Origin of the sequence: Neobacillus sedimentimangrovi, from assembly GCF_010614825.1 — a bacterium.
GTDB classification, from domain to species: Bacteria; Bacillota; Bacilli; order Bacillales; family Cytobacillaceae; genus Neobacillus; species Neobacillus thermocopriae.
Genome location: NZ_JAAFZF010000037.1, coordinates 1 through 17,013, shown reverse-complemented (window position 1 = coordinate 17,013; position 17,013 = coordinate 1). Strand labels below are relative to the sequence as shown.

General features: G+C 36.2%; 17 protein-coding genes, 1 tRNA gene and 2 pseudogenes. 4 read left to right on the top strand and 16 right to left on the bottom strand.

The window, feature by feature from the left end:
• Positions 1–79: 79 nt before the first annotated feature.
• Positions 80–1,120: a tetratricopeptide repeat protein gene (locus GZA11_RS12050; protein WP_038536552.1), complete on the bottom strand. Its 1,041-nt coding sequence runs from the start codon at positions 1,118–1,120 to the stop codon at positions 80–82.
• A 213-nt stretch (positions 1,121–1,333) separates the two neighbouring features.
• Here GZA11_RS12050 and GZA11_RS17065 point away from each other — a divergent pair, with 213 nt between their 5' ends.
• Positions 1,334–1,507 carry a DUF1214 domain-containing protein gene (locus GZA11_RS17065; protein WP_144242960.1) on the top strand — a complete coding sequence of 58 codons (174 nt, stop codon included), beginning with the start codon at positions 1,334–1,336 and terminating at the stop codon, positions 1,505–1,507.
• Between the two features lie 149 nt (positions 1,508–1,656).
• Here GZA11_RS17065 and GZA11_RS12040 read toward each other — a convergent pair whose 3' ends face one another.
• Together GZA11_RS12040 and GZA11_RS12035 are read right to left on the bottom strand one after the other, a co-directional pair.
• A complete protein-coding gene (locus tag GZA11_RS12040; RefSeq protein ID WP_163183992.1) occupies positions 1,657–3,270 on the bottom strand; it encodes an ABC transporter permease in 1,614 nt (537 codons plus the stop codon).
• Between the two features lie 21 nt (positions 3,271–3,291).
• Positions 3,292–4,173, bottom strand: coding sequence for an ABC transporter ATP-binding protein (locus GZA11_RS12035; protein ID WP_038536555.1), 882 nt, complete (start codon positions 4,171–4,173; stop codon positions 3,292–3,294).
• 282 nt (positions 4,174–4,455) lie between these two features.
• Between GZA11_RS12035 and GZA11_RS12030 the strand changes: the two genes are divergently transcribed.
• Positions 4,456–5,058 (top strand): TetR/AcrR family transcriptional regulator, encoded by a 603-nt coding sequence (locus GZA11_RS12030; RefSeq protein WP_163183990.1) that lies wholly within the window; start codon positions 4,456–4,458, stop codon positions 5,056–5,058.
• Positions 5,059–5,600: 542 nt separating this feature from the next.
• On the top strand, positions 5,601–6,905 hold the full coding sequence (locus GZA11_RS12025; protein ID WP_038536559.1) for a Na+/H+ antiporter NhaC family protein: 1,305 nt from the start codon (positions 5,601–5,603) through the stop codon (positions 6,903–6,905).
• Positions 6,906–7,075: 170 nt separating this feature from the next.
• Here GZA11_RS12025 and GZA11_RS12020 read toward each other — a convergent pair whose 3' ends face one another.
• Positions 7,076–7,573, bottom strand: coding sequence for a DUF5946 family protein (locus GZA11_RS12020; RefSeq protein WP_235925014.1), 498 nt, complete (start codon positions 7,571–7,573; stop codon positions 7,076–7,078).
• A 633-nt stretch (positions 7,574–8,206) separates the two neighbouring features.
• Positions 8,207–8,359: a hypothetical protein gene (locus tag GZA11_RS12015; RefSeq protein ID WP_158332798.1), complete on the bottom strand. Its 153-nt coding sequence runs from the start codon at positions 8,357–8,359 to the stop codon at positions 8,207–8,209.
• Positions 8,360–8,420: 61 nt separating this feature from the next.
• Between GZA11_RS12015 and GZA11_RS12010 the strand changes: the two genes are divergently transcribed.
• Positions 8,421–9,440, top strand: a complete 1,020-nt coding sequence (locus GZA11_RS12010) for a DUF2332 domain-containing protein (RefSeq protein WP_163183988.1) — start codon at positions 8,421–8,423, stop codon at positions 9,438–9,440.
• Between the two features lie 146 nt (positions 9,441–9,586).
• Here GZA11_RS12010 and GZA11_RS16760 read toward each other — a convergent pair.
• The 11 genes and pseudogenes from GZA11_RS16760 to GZA11_RS16755 form a co-directional block, all read right to left on the bottom strand.
• Positions 9,587–9,735: pseudogene (locus GZA11_RS16760) on the bottom strand (tyrosine-type recombinase/integrase); the annotation flags it as partial.
• 457 nt (positions 9,736–10,192) lie between these two features.
• Positions 10,193–10,269: transfer RNA gene (locus GZA11_RS12005), tRNA-Arg, on the bottom strand.
• Positions 10,270–10,483: 214 nt separating this feature from the next.
• Positions 10,484–11,005, bottom strand: coding sequence for a metallophosphoesterase family protein (locus GZA11_RS12000; RefSeq protein ID WP_163183986.1), 522 nt, complete (start codon positions 11,003–11,005; stop codon positions 10,484–10,486).
• The gene (locus GZA11_RS11995; protein WP_163183984.1) at positions 11,002–11,613 is read right to left on the bottom strand and encodes an XTP/dITP diphosphatase; all 612 of its coding nucleotides are present in this window, start codon (positions 11,611–11,613) and stop codon (positions 11,002–11,004) included. The genes GZA11_RS12000 and GZA11_RS11995 overlap by 4 nt, the downstream gene beginning before the upstream one ends.
• 17 nt (positions 11,614–11,630) lie before the next feature.
• On the bottom strand, positions 11,631–12,389 hold the full coding sequence (gene rph, locus GZA11_RS11990; protein WP_163183982.1) for a ribonuclease PH: 759 nt from the start codon (positions 12,387–12,389) through the stop codon (positions 11,631–11,633).
• A 131-nt stretch (positions 12,390–12,520) separates the two neighbouring features.
• On the bottom strand, positions 12,521–13,573 hold the full coding sequence (locus tag GZA11_RS11985) for a GerMN domain-containing protein (RefSeq protein WP_163183980.1): 1,053 nt from the start codon (positions 13,571–13,573) through the stop codon (positions 12,521–12,523).
• Positions 13,574–13,867: 294 nt separating this feature from the next.
• Complete coding sequence (gene racE, locus GZA11_RS11980) at positions 13,868–14,680, bottom strand: glutamate racemase (RefSeq protein WP_163184000.1); 813 nt, start codon at positions 14,678–14,680, stop codon at positions 13,868–13,870.
• Positions 14,681–14,735: 55 nt separating this feature from the next.
• The gene (locus GZA11_RS11975) at positions 14,736–15,185 is read right to left on the bottom strand and encodes a MarR family winged helix-turn-helix transcriptional regulator (RefSeq protein WP_038536573.1); all 450 of its coding nucleotides are present in this window, start codon (positions 15,183–15,185) and stop codon (positions 14,736–14,738) included.
• 202 nt (positions 15,186–15,387) lie between these two features.
• Positions 15,388–15,612, bottom strand: a complete 225-nt coding sequence (locus tag GZA11_RS11970; protein ID WP_038536580.1) for a helix-turn-helix domain-containing protein — start codon at positions 15,610–15,612, stop codon at positions 15,388–15,390.
• A 368-nt stretch (positions 15,613–15,980) separates the two neighbouring features.
• The gene (locus tag GZA11_RS11965) at positions 15,981–16,580 is read right to left on the bottom strand and encodes a class D sortase (protein ID WP_038536582.1); all 600 of its coding nucleotides are present in this window, start codon (positions 16,578–16,580) and stop codon (positions 15,981–15,983) included.
• Positions 16,581–16,856: 276 nt separating this feature from the next.
• Positions 16,857–17,013 (bottom strand): annotated as a pseudogene (locus GZA11_RS16755) (group II intron reverse transcriptase/maturase); the annotation flags it as partial.

Genomic DNA, 17,013 nt, shown 5'->3' with positions numbered 1-17,013 from the left:
TCTTCCAATGTTAATAAATTTTCTACACAATGCAACCCCTACATTATACCATAGGATTGAATTCTTTCAACAGCCTATCCTATAGATTCGGATAGGAAATTTTCTCAATTTCTTCTATTTGCTCGATTACCTGGGCAATTTCATCAGGCGCTGCCAAATATCGGTCCACAATTTTTCCAATCATTGGCTCCAATCCAAGATATTGCTGGACTATGTAATGTAAAGCTGCCGCCCATATATGCGGAGGTGTTGGATGTAGTTCAAAAGGATAGCTCATATAGAAAATTCGCTCTAACATTTCGGTGATATTCATAAGAAGCGTAGGGTTTTCATTTTCCAAGTAGCTTTCCGATAAAGATTTTATCCCCAGCATTTGCGGCTGTTCTTTCACCCCCGGGAGCTCATGAGGGATGACCTCTATTTCCATATTAAACTTCCTTACTATTATTTTGCGATCTACTTCTTGCTCTTTAAGGAGGCTTAATAGGATGGTTTTGATAAATGGATGCCCGTTATCATCTGCTAAATATGCTTCTATTTCATTAAGATAGGGACGGATATTTTTATTAGTTATATTTGTAACAATGGCCATTTGTTCGTTTAAATTTTTTTGTGAGAGCTTATGTAAATCGAGTTCTGTCATTTCCAGCTCCATTTTTTCTACAACTGGTTTAGTATTCTCTGACTCGATATGATTTTCGGCCATCTTCCTGCTATAATGCAACATGGTTTTGAAGTGATCATATCTCTCAAACGGAATGGCATTTTCTTCATACAGGGCTTCAATTGTCGTGATGATTTCCTCGTATTCATGTAGATGTACTAAAATGGTTAAATACAATTCTACCATATAAATATAGTCGCCAATCCCTTTTTGCAGCATCTCTGTTGTAAGAGCCTTTGCCTTTTCAAAAGAACCTGCTTCAATATAGGAGAAAACAAGTCCAAACAAAACTTGTTCATTATTCGGATCTAGGACATTGGCTTCCTCCAAATAGCGGATCGCTTCGCTATAATTCTTATTTTGTAGGTTTTCCATCCCTTTGTCGATTAATTTTTTTTCAGCTCCGGGAAAGAAGAGGACATTGTTTTTTCTTTTAATACGCTTCCTTTTTCTCATCTTATCTTCCTCTGATTTGGCATTAAATTAGTATTTAAAAATAGTTTATCACAAAAAAGGCATAAAAAAAAACTTACCAACTAAGGTAAGTGATATTTTGTTATATAGTATGACTTCTACTAGAAAACACCTAGATAGTAACTCTGATTTTTCAATATTTTAAGAGTGTCTCGTTGGAAATATGTGCAAAATTTATTCTAAGTATTATTTAAGATGATCAAAGTTCTTTTTCAAAACTATATTCAAAAAGAGCGACCTATCAATCATGAATCGAACTGGCTTCCTGCACCAGAAGGAGATTTCAATTTGTTGTTAATGCTGTACCAACCCGCAGCAAAAATATTAAATAGCACTTACGAAATACCACCCATAAAACGCGTTCGATAACCAACTTCTAAATTATTATGGTCAAACAAAAAGAGAATGTGCTTTAAAATTTAATTTACTCGATAAATAAAAAAAGTGGGCCATCATTGCCCACCTTCATTATGACAAAAATGATAATCAGGGAAACAAAATCGATAAATAGTGCAAAATTAAGTTCCTTCCATCATATCTCGTTTAATGTATCCAAGATATCCAAATGCCATTAATACAATGCTTATCACAGATATGGTAATGAAAGTTAGAGCTTCAAACTCTTCGATAGGTAATTGTGGAAGCCAACTTAGAATAGCAATTTTTGAAACCCATTCAGGTATATCTAATATGGCGCCGAAGTAGTTTACTGAGAAACAATACCCAAGATAAAAATATACTACTTTACCAAATTTCGGTATCCACCCAAGAGTTAGTGTGGCTAAACCAATCATAAATAATACAGATGGTAAGTAATTAAAACCAGCAGCAAGAAAATCAACGAAATCCATTGTCGATTCGGATTCCATCACAGAAATAGCTGTACCGCCTAGACTACCTGCGGCTAATAAAATTCCTATTATACTAGCAAAAATCGCTAGACCAATACAATTCCAATAAAGTTGTTTACGAGTAACCTTTGTAGAAAATAACTGACTTAAGCGCAGCCGTCTTTCTTCAGTAAAAAGTTTATTAACGTTAAGAATTGGTAAAATAGAAACTAAAACGATCATAACCATCATAATCGTACCAGTAAAAGACTCTTCAATAGAAATCCCTGAATGAGAAAACATTTGTTTCATTATTTCATTACTTTCAATAAACGCTTGCATATCACCATATATTGCACCATAGGAAGATCCTATGAAAATAAATGTAATCACCCATCCAATAAATATTCCCTTATTAATCTTAAAAAATAAGCCCCGAACAGATAACAATGATTTTTTGGCATACTCTCTACCTTTTCTCTCTGGAAAGTAACCTGCTCCCATATCTCGAGATCCTTCAAGCGAGAAAGCTATCATTGTAACAATTATCATGAAAATAAGTGCAAAAATAAGTGGAAGCCAGTCATTGTTCGTAAATGGATAGGTTAAATAGGTCCAACCGAGCGGATTATACATCGATAAATCGACATTAGAAATATCTGTTCCTGCACGAACGATAAAGAGAAATCCTATCAAACCAAGGGTTGAACCTGTCGAACTTGAAGAAGTTGGCATAATTTGTGCAAAGACTAGTGCCATTCCAGCCCCAATTATTCCTGCAAATCCTACCGTTGCTCCAAATAATAAGGAACCTTCAACAGAAATTGTTTCTGCACCAAAACTTACTAATACTCCACTAATAAAAAGGGCAAGGAAAATATTAATCAGAATCGTTTCCATCATTGTTGCCAGTGAGTTTGCTTGGCGACCGATATGAAAAGAGCGAACAAGTTCAGTCAAACCAAGATCCTCTTCTTTCCGAGTATGACTAATTACATGGAAAACGGACATGACCATAGCAATTAATCCACAAAATAGTAACATTTCATGTGCATACATGGCTCCTAACGTATAGTCCGTTGCAACATCGATTGGGGTTGGACCTACAATAGCAATCATTGCAGGGTTTTTTAATGTTTCATATAACCCCATTAACCCCTGACCTTCTGCTATTTCTTCAAATGCAGGAACAAATCCGGCTGAAAATAAGCCAATCCCTAAAATCCAAATGATCATTTTCTTCCAATCACGTTTTAAATATTGGGTGAAGAGGATTTCCCATCGGGCAAATTTTTCCTTCACGATCTCTTCCTCCTTTTACACCTAATTTTCATAGTGACGCATAAACAAATCTTCTAAAGTAGGTGGAACAGCTTCAAATTTTTTAACACCTAATTTCGTTGCAGCTAGTAATATATCATTTAAGTATTGGGTATCTGCAGAGAAGGTTGCTTGATTATCCTTATGTTGGAAATCATATACACCCACTACATTTTTCAATTGAGCTATATCTCCTTCAGTCTCCAATGTAACAATTGTACGTGTTAAATGACGCAATTCATCGAGTGTCCCTGTTTCCACCACTTTCCCCTGACGAATGATGACGACCTTATCAGCCAGACGTTCTACTTCACTTAAAATATGGGAAGATAATAATATAGCTTTTCCTTCATTTTTAAGTTTTTCTACTTCTTCTTGAAATACTGCTTCCATCAAGGGATCTAATCCAGATGTAGGTTCATCAAAAATGTATAAATCAGAATCTGCAGATAAGGCTGCAACCAATGCAACCTTTTGGCGATTACCTTTAGAATATGTTTTTGCTTTTTTCTTAGGATCCAACTCAAAACGCTTAATTAATTGATCACGCTTATGTTTATTTCCACTACCGTGTAGCTTTAAAAACAAATCAATAATCTCTCCGCCTGTAAGATTTCCCCAAAGAGAGACATCCCCAGGAACATATGAAATTCGCTTATGAATTTCAAAACTTTCTTTCCAAACATCTTTACCGAAAATTTCTGCCTGGCCGGTATCTCGTTTAATGATTCCCAATAAAATACGTAATGTTGTAGATTTACCGGCACCATTTGGACCAATAAAACCAACCACTTCACCGGCATTTACTGAAAATGTTACATCACTAAGCGCCTGGAATTTACCAAACTTTTTTTGCAAACCACTTAATTGGATTACTTTTTCCATCCACCATACACTCCTTAATAAGGAAATAAATTTACATATATAGTTCAATATCTACAAAACCAACAAACAAAAATACTAGCAATAAATAATTAGTACATTTTTAAAGGATTATGAACAATATTATGAACTTAAATTTAAATTTTAGTTCATAATATAAAATATTACCTAGACTGTCAATTAGAGATTTAAACTTTCCTTACTTTGATAGTATGCAATAGTTTATATATAATAATAAATAAACGATAAATTCTTGGAATTTCATTTTGAAGGTAGTGAGTACACTTGGATGGGTATGAAAAAAGAACAGAAGAAAAGAAAAAACAAATTTTAAAATCGACTTTTCAATTGATAAATTTGAAAGGGAATAGCAAAAACGTAACAACGGAGGAAATTGCCAAACATGCTAATGTTGCAAAAACGACCATCTTTAAATATTTCGGCAGTAAAGATAACTTGATTCGCGAAGTCTATAAAAGTTTTTTTGAGGATATGATTGCATCGGGAAAAGCAATTTTGGCAAAAAACAAACCTTTTGAAGAAACCATTATTGAACTAAGTCAAAATAAAATAATAAAATTAAACGAAATAAGTCATTCGTTTTATATAGATATGATGCATTATATTACAGAAAAAGAAGATGACGGACTTTCATTAATGGCAAAAAAACTTTCAGAAGAAAATCAAAGCATTCTATTGGATTTATTTCATCGGGGGAAAAAAGAAGGAAAAGTAGATTTAAAATATTCCGATGAATTTTTAATGCTCTATTTCAGGACAATTGTTGAAGGAATGTCCAATCCACAAATATATGAAAAAATCGCACCATATACAATGGAATGGACAGAAATGTTCCTTAAAGGCTTTGCACCATCGAAAAAAGACTAATATAGTTAAACAAGTTGTTCGCGTATGTAAACCTAAGCTAACGATGCTGACCATGTATTTTAGAATGGTTTTTAATCGTCGATCATCAGCCAAATAGGCCTGTATAAGACTAGTGTAACATACTCAGTTATTGAGTACGTTTACCTATGTGCTTATACAGGTCCTTTTTAATTGAAATAGAAATGCAAAAAGGATTGATTGGGTGATAAGTGGACTAAGATAAAACATTCAATCCAATACTATAAATATCCATAAATACTTTATTGATATAGGAATAAAAATCATGTAATCTATTATTTATTGTGACAAAAAAATAGAATTTTTTCTACTTTTCAAGAGAGAGAGAGGGACAGACCCATTGATATCTCGATCGCGGAACACGAGTGAAAAAGTCGGGCTGTTCCAAATCCACAAAGTAGGATTTGATAAATTAGTGGAAAGTTTTAAAGATATAAGGCCTCTTTTTGTTAAATCTTTAGAAGGCTTATTTCAGGCAATAATGAATCAAAATGTGGCCCATTTTAATTTTCGGAGGTAGAAGTATGAAAAAAGGAAATCCATGGGCGTTAATCCCATTTGTAGTGTTTTTGATTTTATTTATTGGTTCAGGGGTTATTACAGGTGATTTTTACGCCTTTCCTGTTATTGTAGCCATTACCATCTCGAGCGCTGTGGCATTGGCAATGAATCCAAAAGAACCTTTTACGCAAAAGGTTGATATTTTTTGCCGTGGGGCAGGAAATTCGAATGTCATGCTGATGGTTGTCATTTTTCTCTTGGCTGGGGCATTTTCGGAAGTAGCTAAAGGCATGGGAGCAGTGGACTCCGCTGTTAACCTTGCTTTATCATTCGTTCCGCAAAACCTGCTAATTGTCGGCTTGTTCATCATTGCTTGTTTTATCTCCCTTTCAATGGGAACATCGATGGGAACGATTGTAGCACTAGCGCCAATAGGGGTTGGGATAAGCGAACAAACCGATTTTTCCATGGCTTTAGTAATGGGTGCTATTGTTGGGGGATCCATGTTTGGTGATAATTTATCTTTTATTTCTGATACTACAATTACTGCTGTTCGTTCACAAGGCGCAGAAATGAAAGATAAATTTAAGGTGAATTTTTGGATCGTATTGCCGGCAGCTATTGTAACTTGCATTATTTTTGGAGCTATCACATTGGGTGAAACGACTCAAGTAGAACATTTAAAATATAATTGGATAAGTATTGTCCCCTATGTTTTAGTTATTATTTTTGCGTTAGCTGGAATGAATGTTTTCTTAGTTCTGGCATCAGGTATTATTCTCGCTGGGGCTATTGGCTTAACAGATGGTAGCTATCATGTAATGAGCCTCTTTGGCAAGATTAGCGAAGGTATGTCAGGAATGTATGAAATGGCCTTCCTTGCGATATTAATAGCTGGAATGGTGGAGATTATTAAATTTAACGGTGGAATTGACTTTCTTCTTCAACTTGCGACACGAAGGATTAAGTCGAAAAAGGGCGCTGAATTTAGTATTGCAGGTCTTGTTGGTCTAACGAATTTATCGACAGCCAATAATACGATTTCCATTTTAATAGCTGGTCCGCTTGCCAAAAATATTGCTGAACAATATGGAATTGAACCGCGAAAATCAGCAAGTATATTAGATATTTTCTCTTGTACAATTCAAGGCTTACTACCATATGGAGCCCAATTTCTCGCAGCAGCAAGCATAGCTAAAATATCACCAGTCAGTATCTTGCAATACGCTTATTATCCAATCCTCATTGGAATTTGCGGTATCTGCGCTATCCTTATAGGATATCCGGCAAAAGAAAAAAGAAGTAATAAACCTGAAGTAACAAATTAATCATGCTTAAGCTCAAATGATCTCCCTTCTATTCACGTGCTATAAGAATGGAAGGAAGTTAATATGCTAATACTCCAACAGGAATAGGCGATCATTCTTCATGAATGATCGCTTCTTTCATATAAAGATAACTTTTTAAATTGCTTGTAGGATGATATTGTTGAAAAATATCACTTTAATAGAATGTCACAAATTTCCCTTACCCAACTATGTTGATGCTTCCAACATTTCCACACATCCAACATCCATTTCTGAATCATTTCGTCACGACTTTCCCCTGGTTGTTCGTTCAAAACATCCATCACAGTTAAATAATAGGCTGAATGATCGGGAGGTTGTAATTGCTTCCAATTAAATTTTTTACGACTAAGGAGCGTATGTACACGCTGTACTTGTCTCCCATTAAACCCTTTTTCAAGAGCATAATATAACCCAATTAACGAAAAGGCAGTGGTAATTGGTTTCATACCATTGCCTGAATGTTGAGCTGAGTATGTATCAATGGCATGTTGAAGTATAAAATCAATATCCTGTTTACCGATTGTATAACTACTTAATTTACTGAATTTTTGATAACATTCACCCGATGCATTATAATTCATATTTAATGGAATCTGATGATGATTTAAGTTTAGCCCACATCCAGGACATTCTATAATATTTTCCAAAGCTTTAAATACCTCCAATCTAATATTAATACTAATGCTATTTTAAAACTGTCTCTGTTTTATTAATCATATCTTTAATTAAAAGAAACTAATACATATTTATTTACCTCTTTTACTATTTTCCCCGTAATATTAAAGTAATCTCTTTATAGATTCCTAACAGAAAAAAGGCTCCACGCATTATTGCGCGGGCCGATAGGAAGGAGGAGTTTTATTATAAACATCTATAGCCGTTTTTCGTATTAACAATAATGATCGAATGGACCATTTTTTTCTTTGGCATAAAAAAACAACCTCTTATACCATACATTTAATGGGTTAAAAGGTTGATATCATTCGGTTTTTTAGTATGTAGGATGGCGTCCTAGGAGAGATTCGAACCCCCGACCGTACGCTTAAAGGCGCATGCTCTATCCAGCTGAGCTACTGGGACATTTACAGTTCCTAATCAGTCAAAACCTAGTCATATCAAGGTATTAAAAGGAACTAACACAGATTAAGTTTTCCAGTTTATAAAAAGTGGGGATTAGAACAAATCCCTAACAAAGTTCTATTGCCTAGATAACAGAATAATTCAGTGATAAGTAGTTATCAAGGATTTTATTCTGTTCATCCCCACTCTCCATTAGACAGCTACTCTAACAGATAAGATTTCCCAAAGTTAATGAGGTATTCCCTAAACTCCTCACAGCAAAAATATAATCCTAGCTCTTTCGTAAGATTTTTCATTTCCTTATATAAACCACTGCTTTTTAACTTTGATTTTAAATCAGGCTTATTGCTCATGAATTTACCTCCAATATTGGTAGAATTTATATAAAATTCCAAAAAGTATGAGGTGTGATTAGTGGATAAAACTTTAATCTCTCAGAGGTTTGAAAACTTTGCTAATGATTGTAGAGGTTCAAGTGAGTTATATGAGCATTTATCAAGAAAAATAGCTAAAGATGATGAGATTCTTGAATTATGTACTTTGGCAAGGGAGGGGCAACCAATCCCAAACCTTCTTTTAGGTGCTGTCCATTTCCTATTATTTAAAGGGAAGGAACATGGGTTAAAAGAATACTATCCAAGTATTGTCCAATTCCCAAGAGAAAAAGAAGATGTATTTGTACATTTCAAAAGTTTTTGTCAGGTATATAGAGATGAGATCATTTCTATCCTTAAAAGTAAGTTAGTGCAAACAAATGAGGTCAGGAGATGTGCTTACCTTTATCCAGCCTTTTGTTATATTTATGACAAAGTGAAAAAACCTTTATCAATAATAGAAATTGGAACAAGTGCAGGTTTATTACTTTTATGGGATAAATATAGGTATTCTTATGGAACAAACGAGGTATATGGAAATCTAGTATCAAAAGTTCATATAAGTACAGAAATAAAAGGGGATAACATTCCCTCATTACTAAAAGAAAGTCCTCCAGTAGCATCAAAAATTGGTTTAGATTTACATGTAAGTAATTTAGGTAATCCTGAAGATAAATTGTGGTTACAGTCACTAATTTGGCCTGAGCATAAAGAAAGATTTGAGCTCTTTGAAAATGCAGCTAACCATTTTAATGAAAACCCTCCAAAACTCCTGGAGGGAGATGGAGTAGCTTTACTAACTAATGTTGCAAAACAAATGCCAAAAGATACTGCATTATGTATTTTTCATACTCATGTAGCAAACCAAATTCCAAAAGAATTAAAAATTAAACTTCTAGAACAAGTTAAGCAAATTGGGGATACAAGGGAGGTTTTTCACCTATACAATAATATGTGGGATAGAAAACTCCATCTTGATTTCTTTATTAATGGGACAGAGTATAATCTAACTATTGGAGATACTGATGGGCATGGTAGATGGTTTAATTGGGAGTTATAAAATAGTGAACCAACAATCCTTTAGTTGACTAAGTAATAAAGAAAAGGGCAGGGCTATAAGCTCTGTCCTTTATTGTAAAAATTATAAACTGCTAAGTTATTCAAAAAATAAAATACCCTGCCTTTAATTCAGCCGAAGTAAAGGTTTTATAAATATTCTCTTAGGTTATCAGCTACCTCCTCAACATCTAAATATCAAGATACTGAGTAGTAACTGCTAAATTAGAATGTCCAAGAGCTTTAAATATTAATGCAAGATTAGCTCCTTTATTTAATAAGCTCTTTGCATATCCCCTTCAAAATTGCAGGGATATTGTAGGGATAAAAATAGAGATGCTCCCAAAGTGTTCTAATCTGTGTTAGCATCCCTTATCTTCCCAAAACCCTGTCATATCAAGGCTTGAGATTGTAAAACTGTTGCGTCCCAGGAGGGATTCGAACTCCGACCGTAAATAAACTTGATGTTAGTTTAGCGGTTAAAATCATCAACACTATTAATCAGTGACCGAACTCTTGAACGATATCGTTGTAACACAATAAAATTGCACTAATTCAGCGGCAATTTTATGGTAAAAGAAAAGACTCCACGCATTATTGCGCCGAGCCGATAGGAAGGGGTAGATTTAAAATAAAGTCATTTGAATTAAATTGACCAATTAAACCGCTTTTTGCTTTGGCATAAAAAAACAACCTCTTAAACCATACATGTAATGGTTAAAAGGTTGATATCATTCGGTATTTTAGTATGTAGGATGGCGTCCCAGGAGGGATTCGAACCCCCGACCGTACGCTTAGAAGGCGCATGCTCTATCCAGCTGAGCTACTGGGACATTTGTTAGTTGTTATCGAAGACAAGATTAATTATATTATCCTTATATATAATTGTCAACAAGTTTTTTAGATTTTTTTTGAATCATTTTTAATGACTGTTATCACTTCTGACCTGCTTGTTTTGTCACTTAAACCGGCTATGAGGACATACTCCAAATATTGTCCTCATATTTCATGAATGCCGGTTCCTACAAATTTGTTGAAAGCAAGTCCTTATGAATCCTTACCTAATACAAATTGGTGAGACAATTTTGGAATCTTACATCCATCAATATCAAATACAGACATTTCTACCTTTTCACCATTTAAATCAAGGATAACATAAGTTTTTTCGAAACGTTCCCGAGGCAGGCGTATGCTACCTGGATTTAAAAACAATGTCCCTCCGACCACCTCTGCACCTAGTACATGTGAATGGCCGAAACAAACTATTTCTGCGCCTACTTCCTCTGCCTTATATTTTAGGTTCATTAACGACGTTTTCACTGAATAGCGGTGTCCATGCGTGATAAAAAATTTTTTTCCGGCAAAATCTGAAACCAGCTCCTGGGGGAAACCGCCAAAGTCACAGTTGCCCCCCACAGTAAAATAACCGGTTAATGCCGGATGGTCTGGATCAAGTTGAGAATCTCCACAATGAATCATAAGATCCACATCGGATAAATGTCGCTCTCTAATCGTTTCAAGCTCTTTTGTTAAGCCATGACTATCGCTGACCACTAGCACCTTACTCATGAGCGTTCAGCTCTTTCCAAAATCGAATCTAGTTCCGAATCCAGCTTTTTCAAAGCATTAGCTCGGTGACTAATTTGATTTTTTTCATTCGAAGATAACTCGGCCATGGAGACCCCTTTTTCAGGGACATAAAAAATCGGGTCATAGCCAAACCCATTCGAGCCGCGCGGTTCTTCTAGAATGCGTCCTTCACAGGTCCCTGACACCGTATATGTTTCCTGGCCAGGGATCGCAACAGCTAATGCACAGTAGAATCTAGCGGTTCTGGATTCTTCCTCCACGCCTTTAAGTTCAGATAATACTTTTTCTATATTTTTTTGATCGTTTTTTGGTTCTCCTGCATAACGAGCAGAGTAGATTCCTGGTTTGCCGCCAAGGGCATCAACAATTAAACCAGAATCATCGCCAATAACCATTTTGTTAAGGGCCTTTGATATTGTCTCAGCCTTTAATACCGCATTTTCTTCAAAAGTTGTACCTGTCTCCTCGACTTCCTGGAGCTCTGGAAAATCGAGTAATGTCCGAACAGCCACTCCACGAGAAGCAAAAATTTTCTCAAATTCCTTCGCTTTTCCAGGATTTTTCGTTGCAATAATAACCTCTTTCATAGTCAATCTCCTCTTTATCAGGTATTATTCCTGCTCGATTCAATTTTCTTGACGATCTCATCACCGAGGGCTTCTTTTTGCTTCTCAAATAGCTCCATCAAGCCCTCCTGTGCAGCATTCAGTAACCCTTGCAACTGGTCATAGGAGAAAGTGGCTTCCTCACCTGTTCCTTGCAATTCAACAAATTCTCCGCTCCCTGTCATCACCACATTCATATCTACAGCAGCTGTTGAATCTTCTGCATAATTTAAATCAAGGACTGTTTGTCCATCCTCTAATATACCGACACTTGTTGCCGCTAAATAATCTGTGATCGGAAATTTGGTTAACGCTTTTTTCTCCACTAGGCCATTGAGGGCTAGCGTCATTGCCACAAACGCCCCAGTTATGGAAGCTGTTCGTGTTCCTCCATCCGCTTGAATGACATCACAATCAATCCAGACAGTCCGCTCCCCTAGAGCTTCAAGGTCAACTACCGCTCTTAAAGCACGTCCAATTAAACGCTGAATCTCCATGGTTCGACCGGAGACTTTCCCTTTCGAAGATTCCCTTATGTTTCTTGTTTCGGTCGCCCTTGGCAGCATGGAATATTCCGCCGTGATCCAACCTTTTCCTTCTCCTCGCATAAATGGCGGGACTCTATCTTCAATGCTAGCAGTACAAATCACTTTTGTATTGCCAACAGATATTAACACCGAACCTTCCGGATGGATTAAATAATTTGTTTCCATATGTATAGGTCTTAGTTGTAATGGTTTCCTGCCATCAACACGCACAATGCCTTCCTCCTCTAATGTAGTTGCAGGGGTCCCCCTGTTATTACATTTGCTTAAGTACCAATAAGAAAGAGGTGGCATTGAAGCCAACCCCTTCCCTTTTCATTATATAGTATATCAGAAATCAATTTTTAAAAACTACCTGTATTGACTTTTTCTGGACGGGTAACAGGCTCAGTCAGTTTTTTACCCTGATCATTTTTTAATTCTGCTTTACCATCTACTTGGATTGCCACTTTTTCTATGCCTTCCTGTTCAGTAAGACTCAATACAAGGGATTCTAATACATTCTGGGAAATAACATTTTCTTCAGAGCTTCCATATATATTTTTATTAAAGTTTAACGTAACCGTGCCATCCTTATATTTCGGTGCTTCAAGCAACTTCGCATCTGGCATAAACCCAGTTACCAAGTTGGAATTGTCGCTAGGGCCATTGATTAATTCATTAACTGCCGCCACTATTGGATCCTTTTCATTGAGATTTACCCTGCGTGTGACTGGTACATAATAATAGGAACCTTCTTCACCACCGATATAATAAACAGTCAGCGGTTTTGTATTTGAAATATCCACTACATCCTCTGTATCAAAATTTATACCGGATTCCCTCGATAAATTTTCGCTGATCGGTGTACCATTTACAGGCATTTCCGTTAAATCATGACCATTCATTTTTAGCTTAACTTTTTCTACTCCGTCAAATTGAGTTAATGTCCAAGTCACTGATTGAAGGATTTTCATTTCATCTTCAGGCTGATAGTTTTTAAATTCATTAGAAAAATTAACTGTGGCAACCCCGTTATCTTTATCAATATCTACAGAAAGTTCGGTTCCTTCGGGTATTACCGCTCTAAAGTCATTCGGAAGCATTTCTTCTACCGGTCCATTAACCACTAAATACTCTAGAGCTTGTTTAGCAACGGATTTTGTTTTTGGAAGATTAAAAGTTTGGGGTACTACATAACCGTTTTTATCAATGAGGTAAAGCTCTGTCATTATGCTGTTTTCTTCCTTTTTCTGTTTGGCGGATGTGTCTTTATCCGCTGCATTTTCTTCAACCGACACCGATTTTGGTGGATCAATTTTTTGTATTTTCTCCGTTCCAAATAATCCGCACCCAGCCAATAAAAGCGATGAACTAAGGACAGTCAAACTGAGAATTTTTGCTTTATTTGTGAACATAATTTTCCCCCCAAAGACAGTTTGTACTATCATGTATACGAGCCTAAAAAAAAATTAGACCGTCTTAGCAGGAAAAATTGGGACAATATTTTAAACTTTTTCTTCTATGAAAAATCAATAATCTACTTAAGTTATTCATTTGCGTTCTAGACATTTCTTTACGAATCGTCCAAGAAATCTCCACCACACGTTAGCTAACACTAATTACTAATATGAGTTCGCAAAATGATAATAATCATAGTCAAGTTATTATTAAGGATTATTACTAACAAAAAAAGCATACCAATTAGTGTGCTAATTGATATGCTTTTTACTTAATTTAATTTTTTTCACATTATCAATGGATGTTCCAAGCCATTGAGAAGCGATTTTTGTAAAAATCCATTTGGAGCCGGTAGTATAAAATTCATGCTGGACATCTTCCTCGTCCGTGTCGAGCATCCCTTGATATTGGAGAATGGTACTTATTTCCCTTGCTGTTTCATCCCCTGAACTGATGACATTTACCTTTTCGCCCATAACCTTTTGAACCAATGGCCCCAATAATGGATAATGCGTACATCCCAAGATTAAGGTGTCCAAATTTTGATTTAAAAGCGGTTTTAAAGCCTCTTCTACAATTTTTTCGGCAATTGGTCCTTCATATTCACCACTTTCCACAAGAGGAACAAATTTTGGACATGCATGGCTTGTTACATACAGGCGACTATTAAGTGATTTTAAAGCTATTTCATAAGCACCGCTTTTTACGGTACCTACCGTTCCAATCACTCCAACTCGATAGTTTTTTGTCCGTTTAATCGCGGCACGAGCGCCAGGATTAATAACACCGAGTACGGGAATGGAGAGTTCTCTCCGGATTTCATCCAATGCTGCAGCAGTTGCTGTATTACATGCTATGACAAGCATCTTAATATTCTTTTCTAGTAAAAAGTTGGTCATTTCCCACGTAAATCTTTTCACTTCTTTAGGCGTTCTAGGCCCATAAGGACAGCGTGCCGTATCCCCAAGATATATAATTTTCTCATTTGGGAGCTGTCGCATTACTTCTTTTGCAACGGTTAAGCCACCCACTCCGGAATCAATAATTCCAATTGCTTGTTTCAAACTTCTTGTCTCATTTTTGGTAGTCAACATTTCTAAACTTCCTTTTGCGCATAAATTAGCGCATTTCTTGATGCAGTTTCATTAAGTTGTTTTGAAGGAGTTGTATTTCTTCTGCTGAGAAGTTTTTTAATACTTCCTCCAAGTAGGCCTGCCGTTTTTTTATTACTTCATCAATAATTCTTTTTCCCTCTTCAAGAAGGTGAATTCTAACAACACGACGATCTTTTGAGTCTTTTACGCGTTCCACTAATAAATTTTTCTCCATGCGATCGACCAGATCGGTTGTCGTACTGCATGCCAAAAACATTTTATTAGAAAGCTCGCCGATTGTCATGTCTCCTTCTTCAAAAAGCCATTGAAGGGCCACAAATTGGGGAGGAGTAATCTTATAATTACTCAATATTTCCCTGCCCTTTTGCTTAATTATTCCTGATATATACCGTAAATCCTTTTCAATATTTGCAACAATATCTCCTGTTACTTTGCTAGTATTTTCGAGTTTCACTGAATCTACACTCCTAATAATCTGCTTCTCCTCTTAAGATTACCTTTCTATGAAACTTCCCTGCTTGTCCTTATTTTCTACTTTTTTCATTAAAAATTCAAGCTGAAACAGACCCATGTCCATGGTGGGTGTATAAAATTATTTCCATTCCTGTATTGTACAAAAGTATGAACCGGCCTCCATTAGCGGATGCCGGTTCGTTTTAAAGTTCTAGCTCTCCCATTCGAAGGAGTTCTACAACTGCTTGTGAACGCCCCTTAACGCCTAGCTTTTGCATGGCATTGGAAATATGATTCCGAACTGTTTTTTCGCTGATAAATAATTCACTAGCGATCTCTTTTGTTGTTTTGTCTTGTAGTAACAGTTCGAATACTTCTCTCTCTCGTTTGGTGAGTAACGGCTTGTGAGTATATTCATTCTCCTTCAAGTATTGTGACCCTCCTTGCCTTCGCCAGTTATGCACCGGGGGTGGGTATATATTTAGTCACCATATCATATGTAAACAATACACAGGGAGTGACATTTTTACTTAAAGGAATTTAGAAAAGCGTAAGCCCCCTGTCCAGCGGCGTATGGCTTCCTCCCAAAAGCTATCGCTTTCGGTCGTGCGATGTTTATGCTGCCGTAGTCTTCCTTGTGGTGGACTCCGACTGAGATATAGGAAACACGAAGAGACAGTGGCGATTCGATGTTGACTTATCGTAGGGCGGAGAACGAAAGACACTAGACGCTAGGGGGCTGGAGCTAGACAGTTCTCGTAGTAGTAAACAAACCTTATAGTCTAATAAAATGGCCTCAATTTAATGGATTTTTGAGTTTAGCATAAATGATATATCTTTGTGGAGCATTTCCTATATAATGAAATGGGTAACACGTGGTCAGAATTAGTTCTTCTTTCTCATTTTGCAGGGTGATGATACTTCTGTCGTCCTCATCTACAATTTTCATATTGGTGATTTCGTACTGAAAGGTTCCGTTTGACATTTGCATGTTAAGTAAATCTCCCACCTTCAGTTCACCTAAACGTCTAAACACAGTATCTCGGTGCCCTGATAAAACAATCTGTCCATTTTCACCAGGAAAAAAAGAGCCTTTGAAGTGTCCCACCCCTTTTTCTAATTCATCTGGATCTGTTCCTTCAATAATAGCTAATTCTGCTTGAATTCTAGGAATAACTAATAAACCAATCGTATCGCCCATTTTTGGCACTTCTCCTACCATATTTTTGGATGGACGTTTTATCATAACTTGCTTTTCTGTTTGACCTATAACTATTTTTTTTGCTTCTTTAAGAGAAGTATTTGTCTTAATCTTACTATCAATTAATTGCCAAAGACCCAATCCAATTACAATCATACCTGTTAAAGTGAGTAAAAGTGGCACCTTTTTCAACATTAAGTACCTTCCTTATCCAACTTCGATTTATCATTCATTATAACAGAAATAACTATTTTTATTCAAAAAATTCAGAAAATAATAAGTAGAATACGCTCTCTCCTAAAAGGTCCACTTTGTGCTTGCGAATCCTTTTCGCCGTTCTGAAGGCAATTCGCCGCTAAACTTATACACTAGACGCTAGACATTTTCTCATCTTATAATCGAGTAGGAGGGGGTGATTAACCCCCGTCCTCTCACACCACCGTACGTACGGTTCCGTATACGGCGGTTCAATCAAGATAAATGACGCAAGAATTCATAACGTTTCTGTAGACTTTTAAGCCCTTGGTTACTCCAATAGGAGTTTCCAAGGGTTCTGTGTAATATGGGACTTTTTGAGATTCGCCAATAACCTTTACGACTGTTCCCCCATTCATAAGCTTTCCATTCA

Bases quoted from the DNA above. Each gene is read 5' to 3' on its own strand.
- GZA11_RS12050 (WP_038536552.1), bottom strand. From the start codon at position 1,120: ATGAGAAAAAGGAAGCGTATTAAAAGAAAAAACAATGTCCTCTTCTTT.
- GZA11_RS17065 (WP_144242960.1), top strand. From the start codon at position 1,334: ATGATCAAAGTTCTTTTTCAAAACTATATTCAAAAAGAGCGACCTATC.
- GZA11_RS12035 (WP_038536555.1), bottom strand. From the start codon at position 4,173: ATGGAAAAAGTAATCCAATTAAGTGGTTTGCAAAAAAAGTTTGGTAAA.
- GZA11_RS12025 (WP_038536559.1), top strand. From the start codon at position 5,601: ATGAAAAAAGGAAATCCATGGGCGTTAATCCCATTTGTAGTGTTTTTG.
- GZA11_RS12015 (WP_158332798.1), bottom strand. From the start codon at position 8,359: ATGAGCAATAAGCCTGATTTAAAATCAAAGTTAAAAAGCAGTGGTTTA.
- GZA11_RS12000 (WP_163183986.1), bottom strand. From the start codon at position 11,005: ATGAGTAAGGTGCTAGTGGTCAGCGATAGTCATGGCTTAACAAAAGAG.
- GZA11_RS11995 (WP_163183984.1), bottom strand. From the start codon at position 11,613: ATGAAAGAGGTTATTATTGCAACGAAAAATCCTGGAAAAGCGAAGGAA.
- GZA11_RS11985 (WP_163183980.1), bottom strand. From the start codon at position 13,573: ATGTTCACAAATAAAGCAAAAATTCTCAGTTTGACTGTCCTTAGTTCA.
- GZA11_RS11965 (WP_038536582.1), bottom strand. From the start codon at position 16,580: ATGTTGAAAAAGGTGCCACTTTTACTCACTTTAACAGGTATGATTGTA.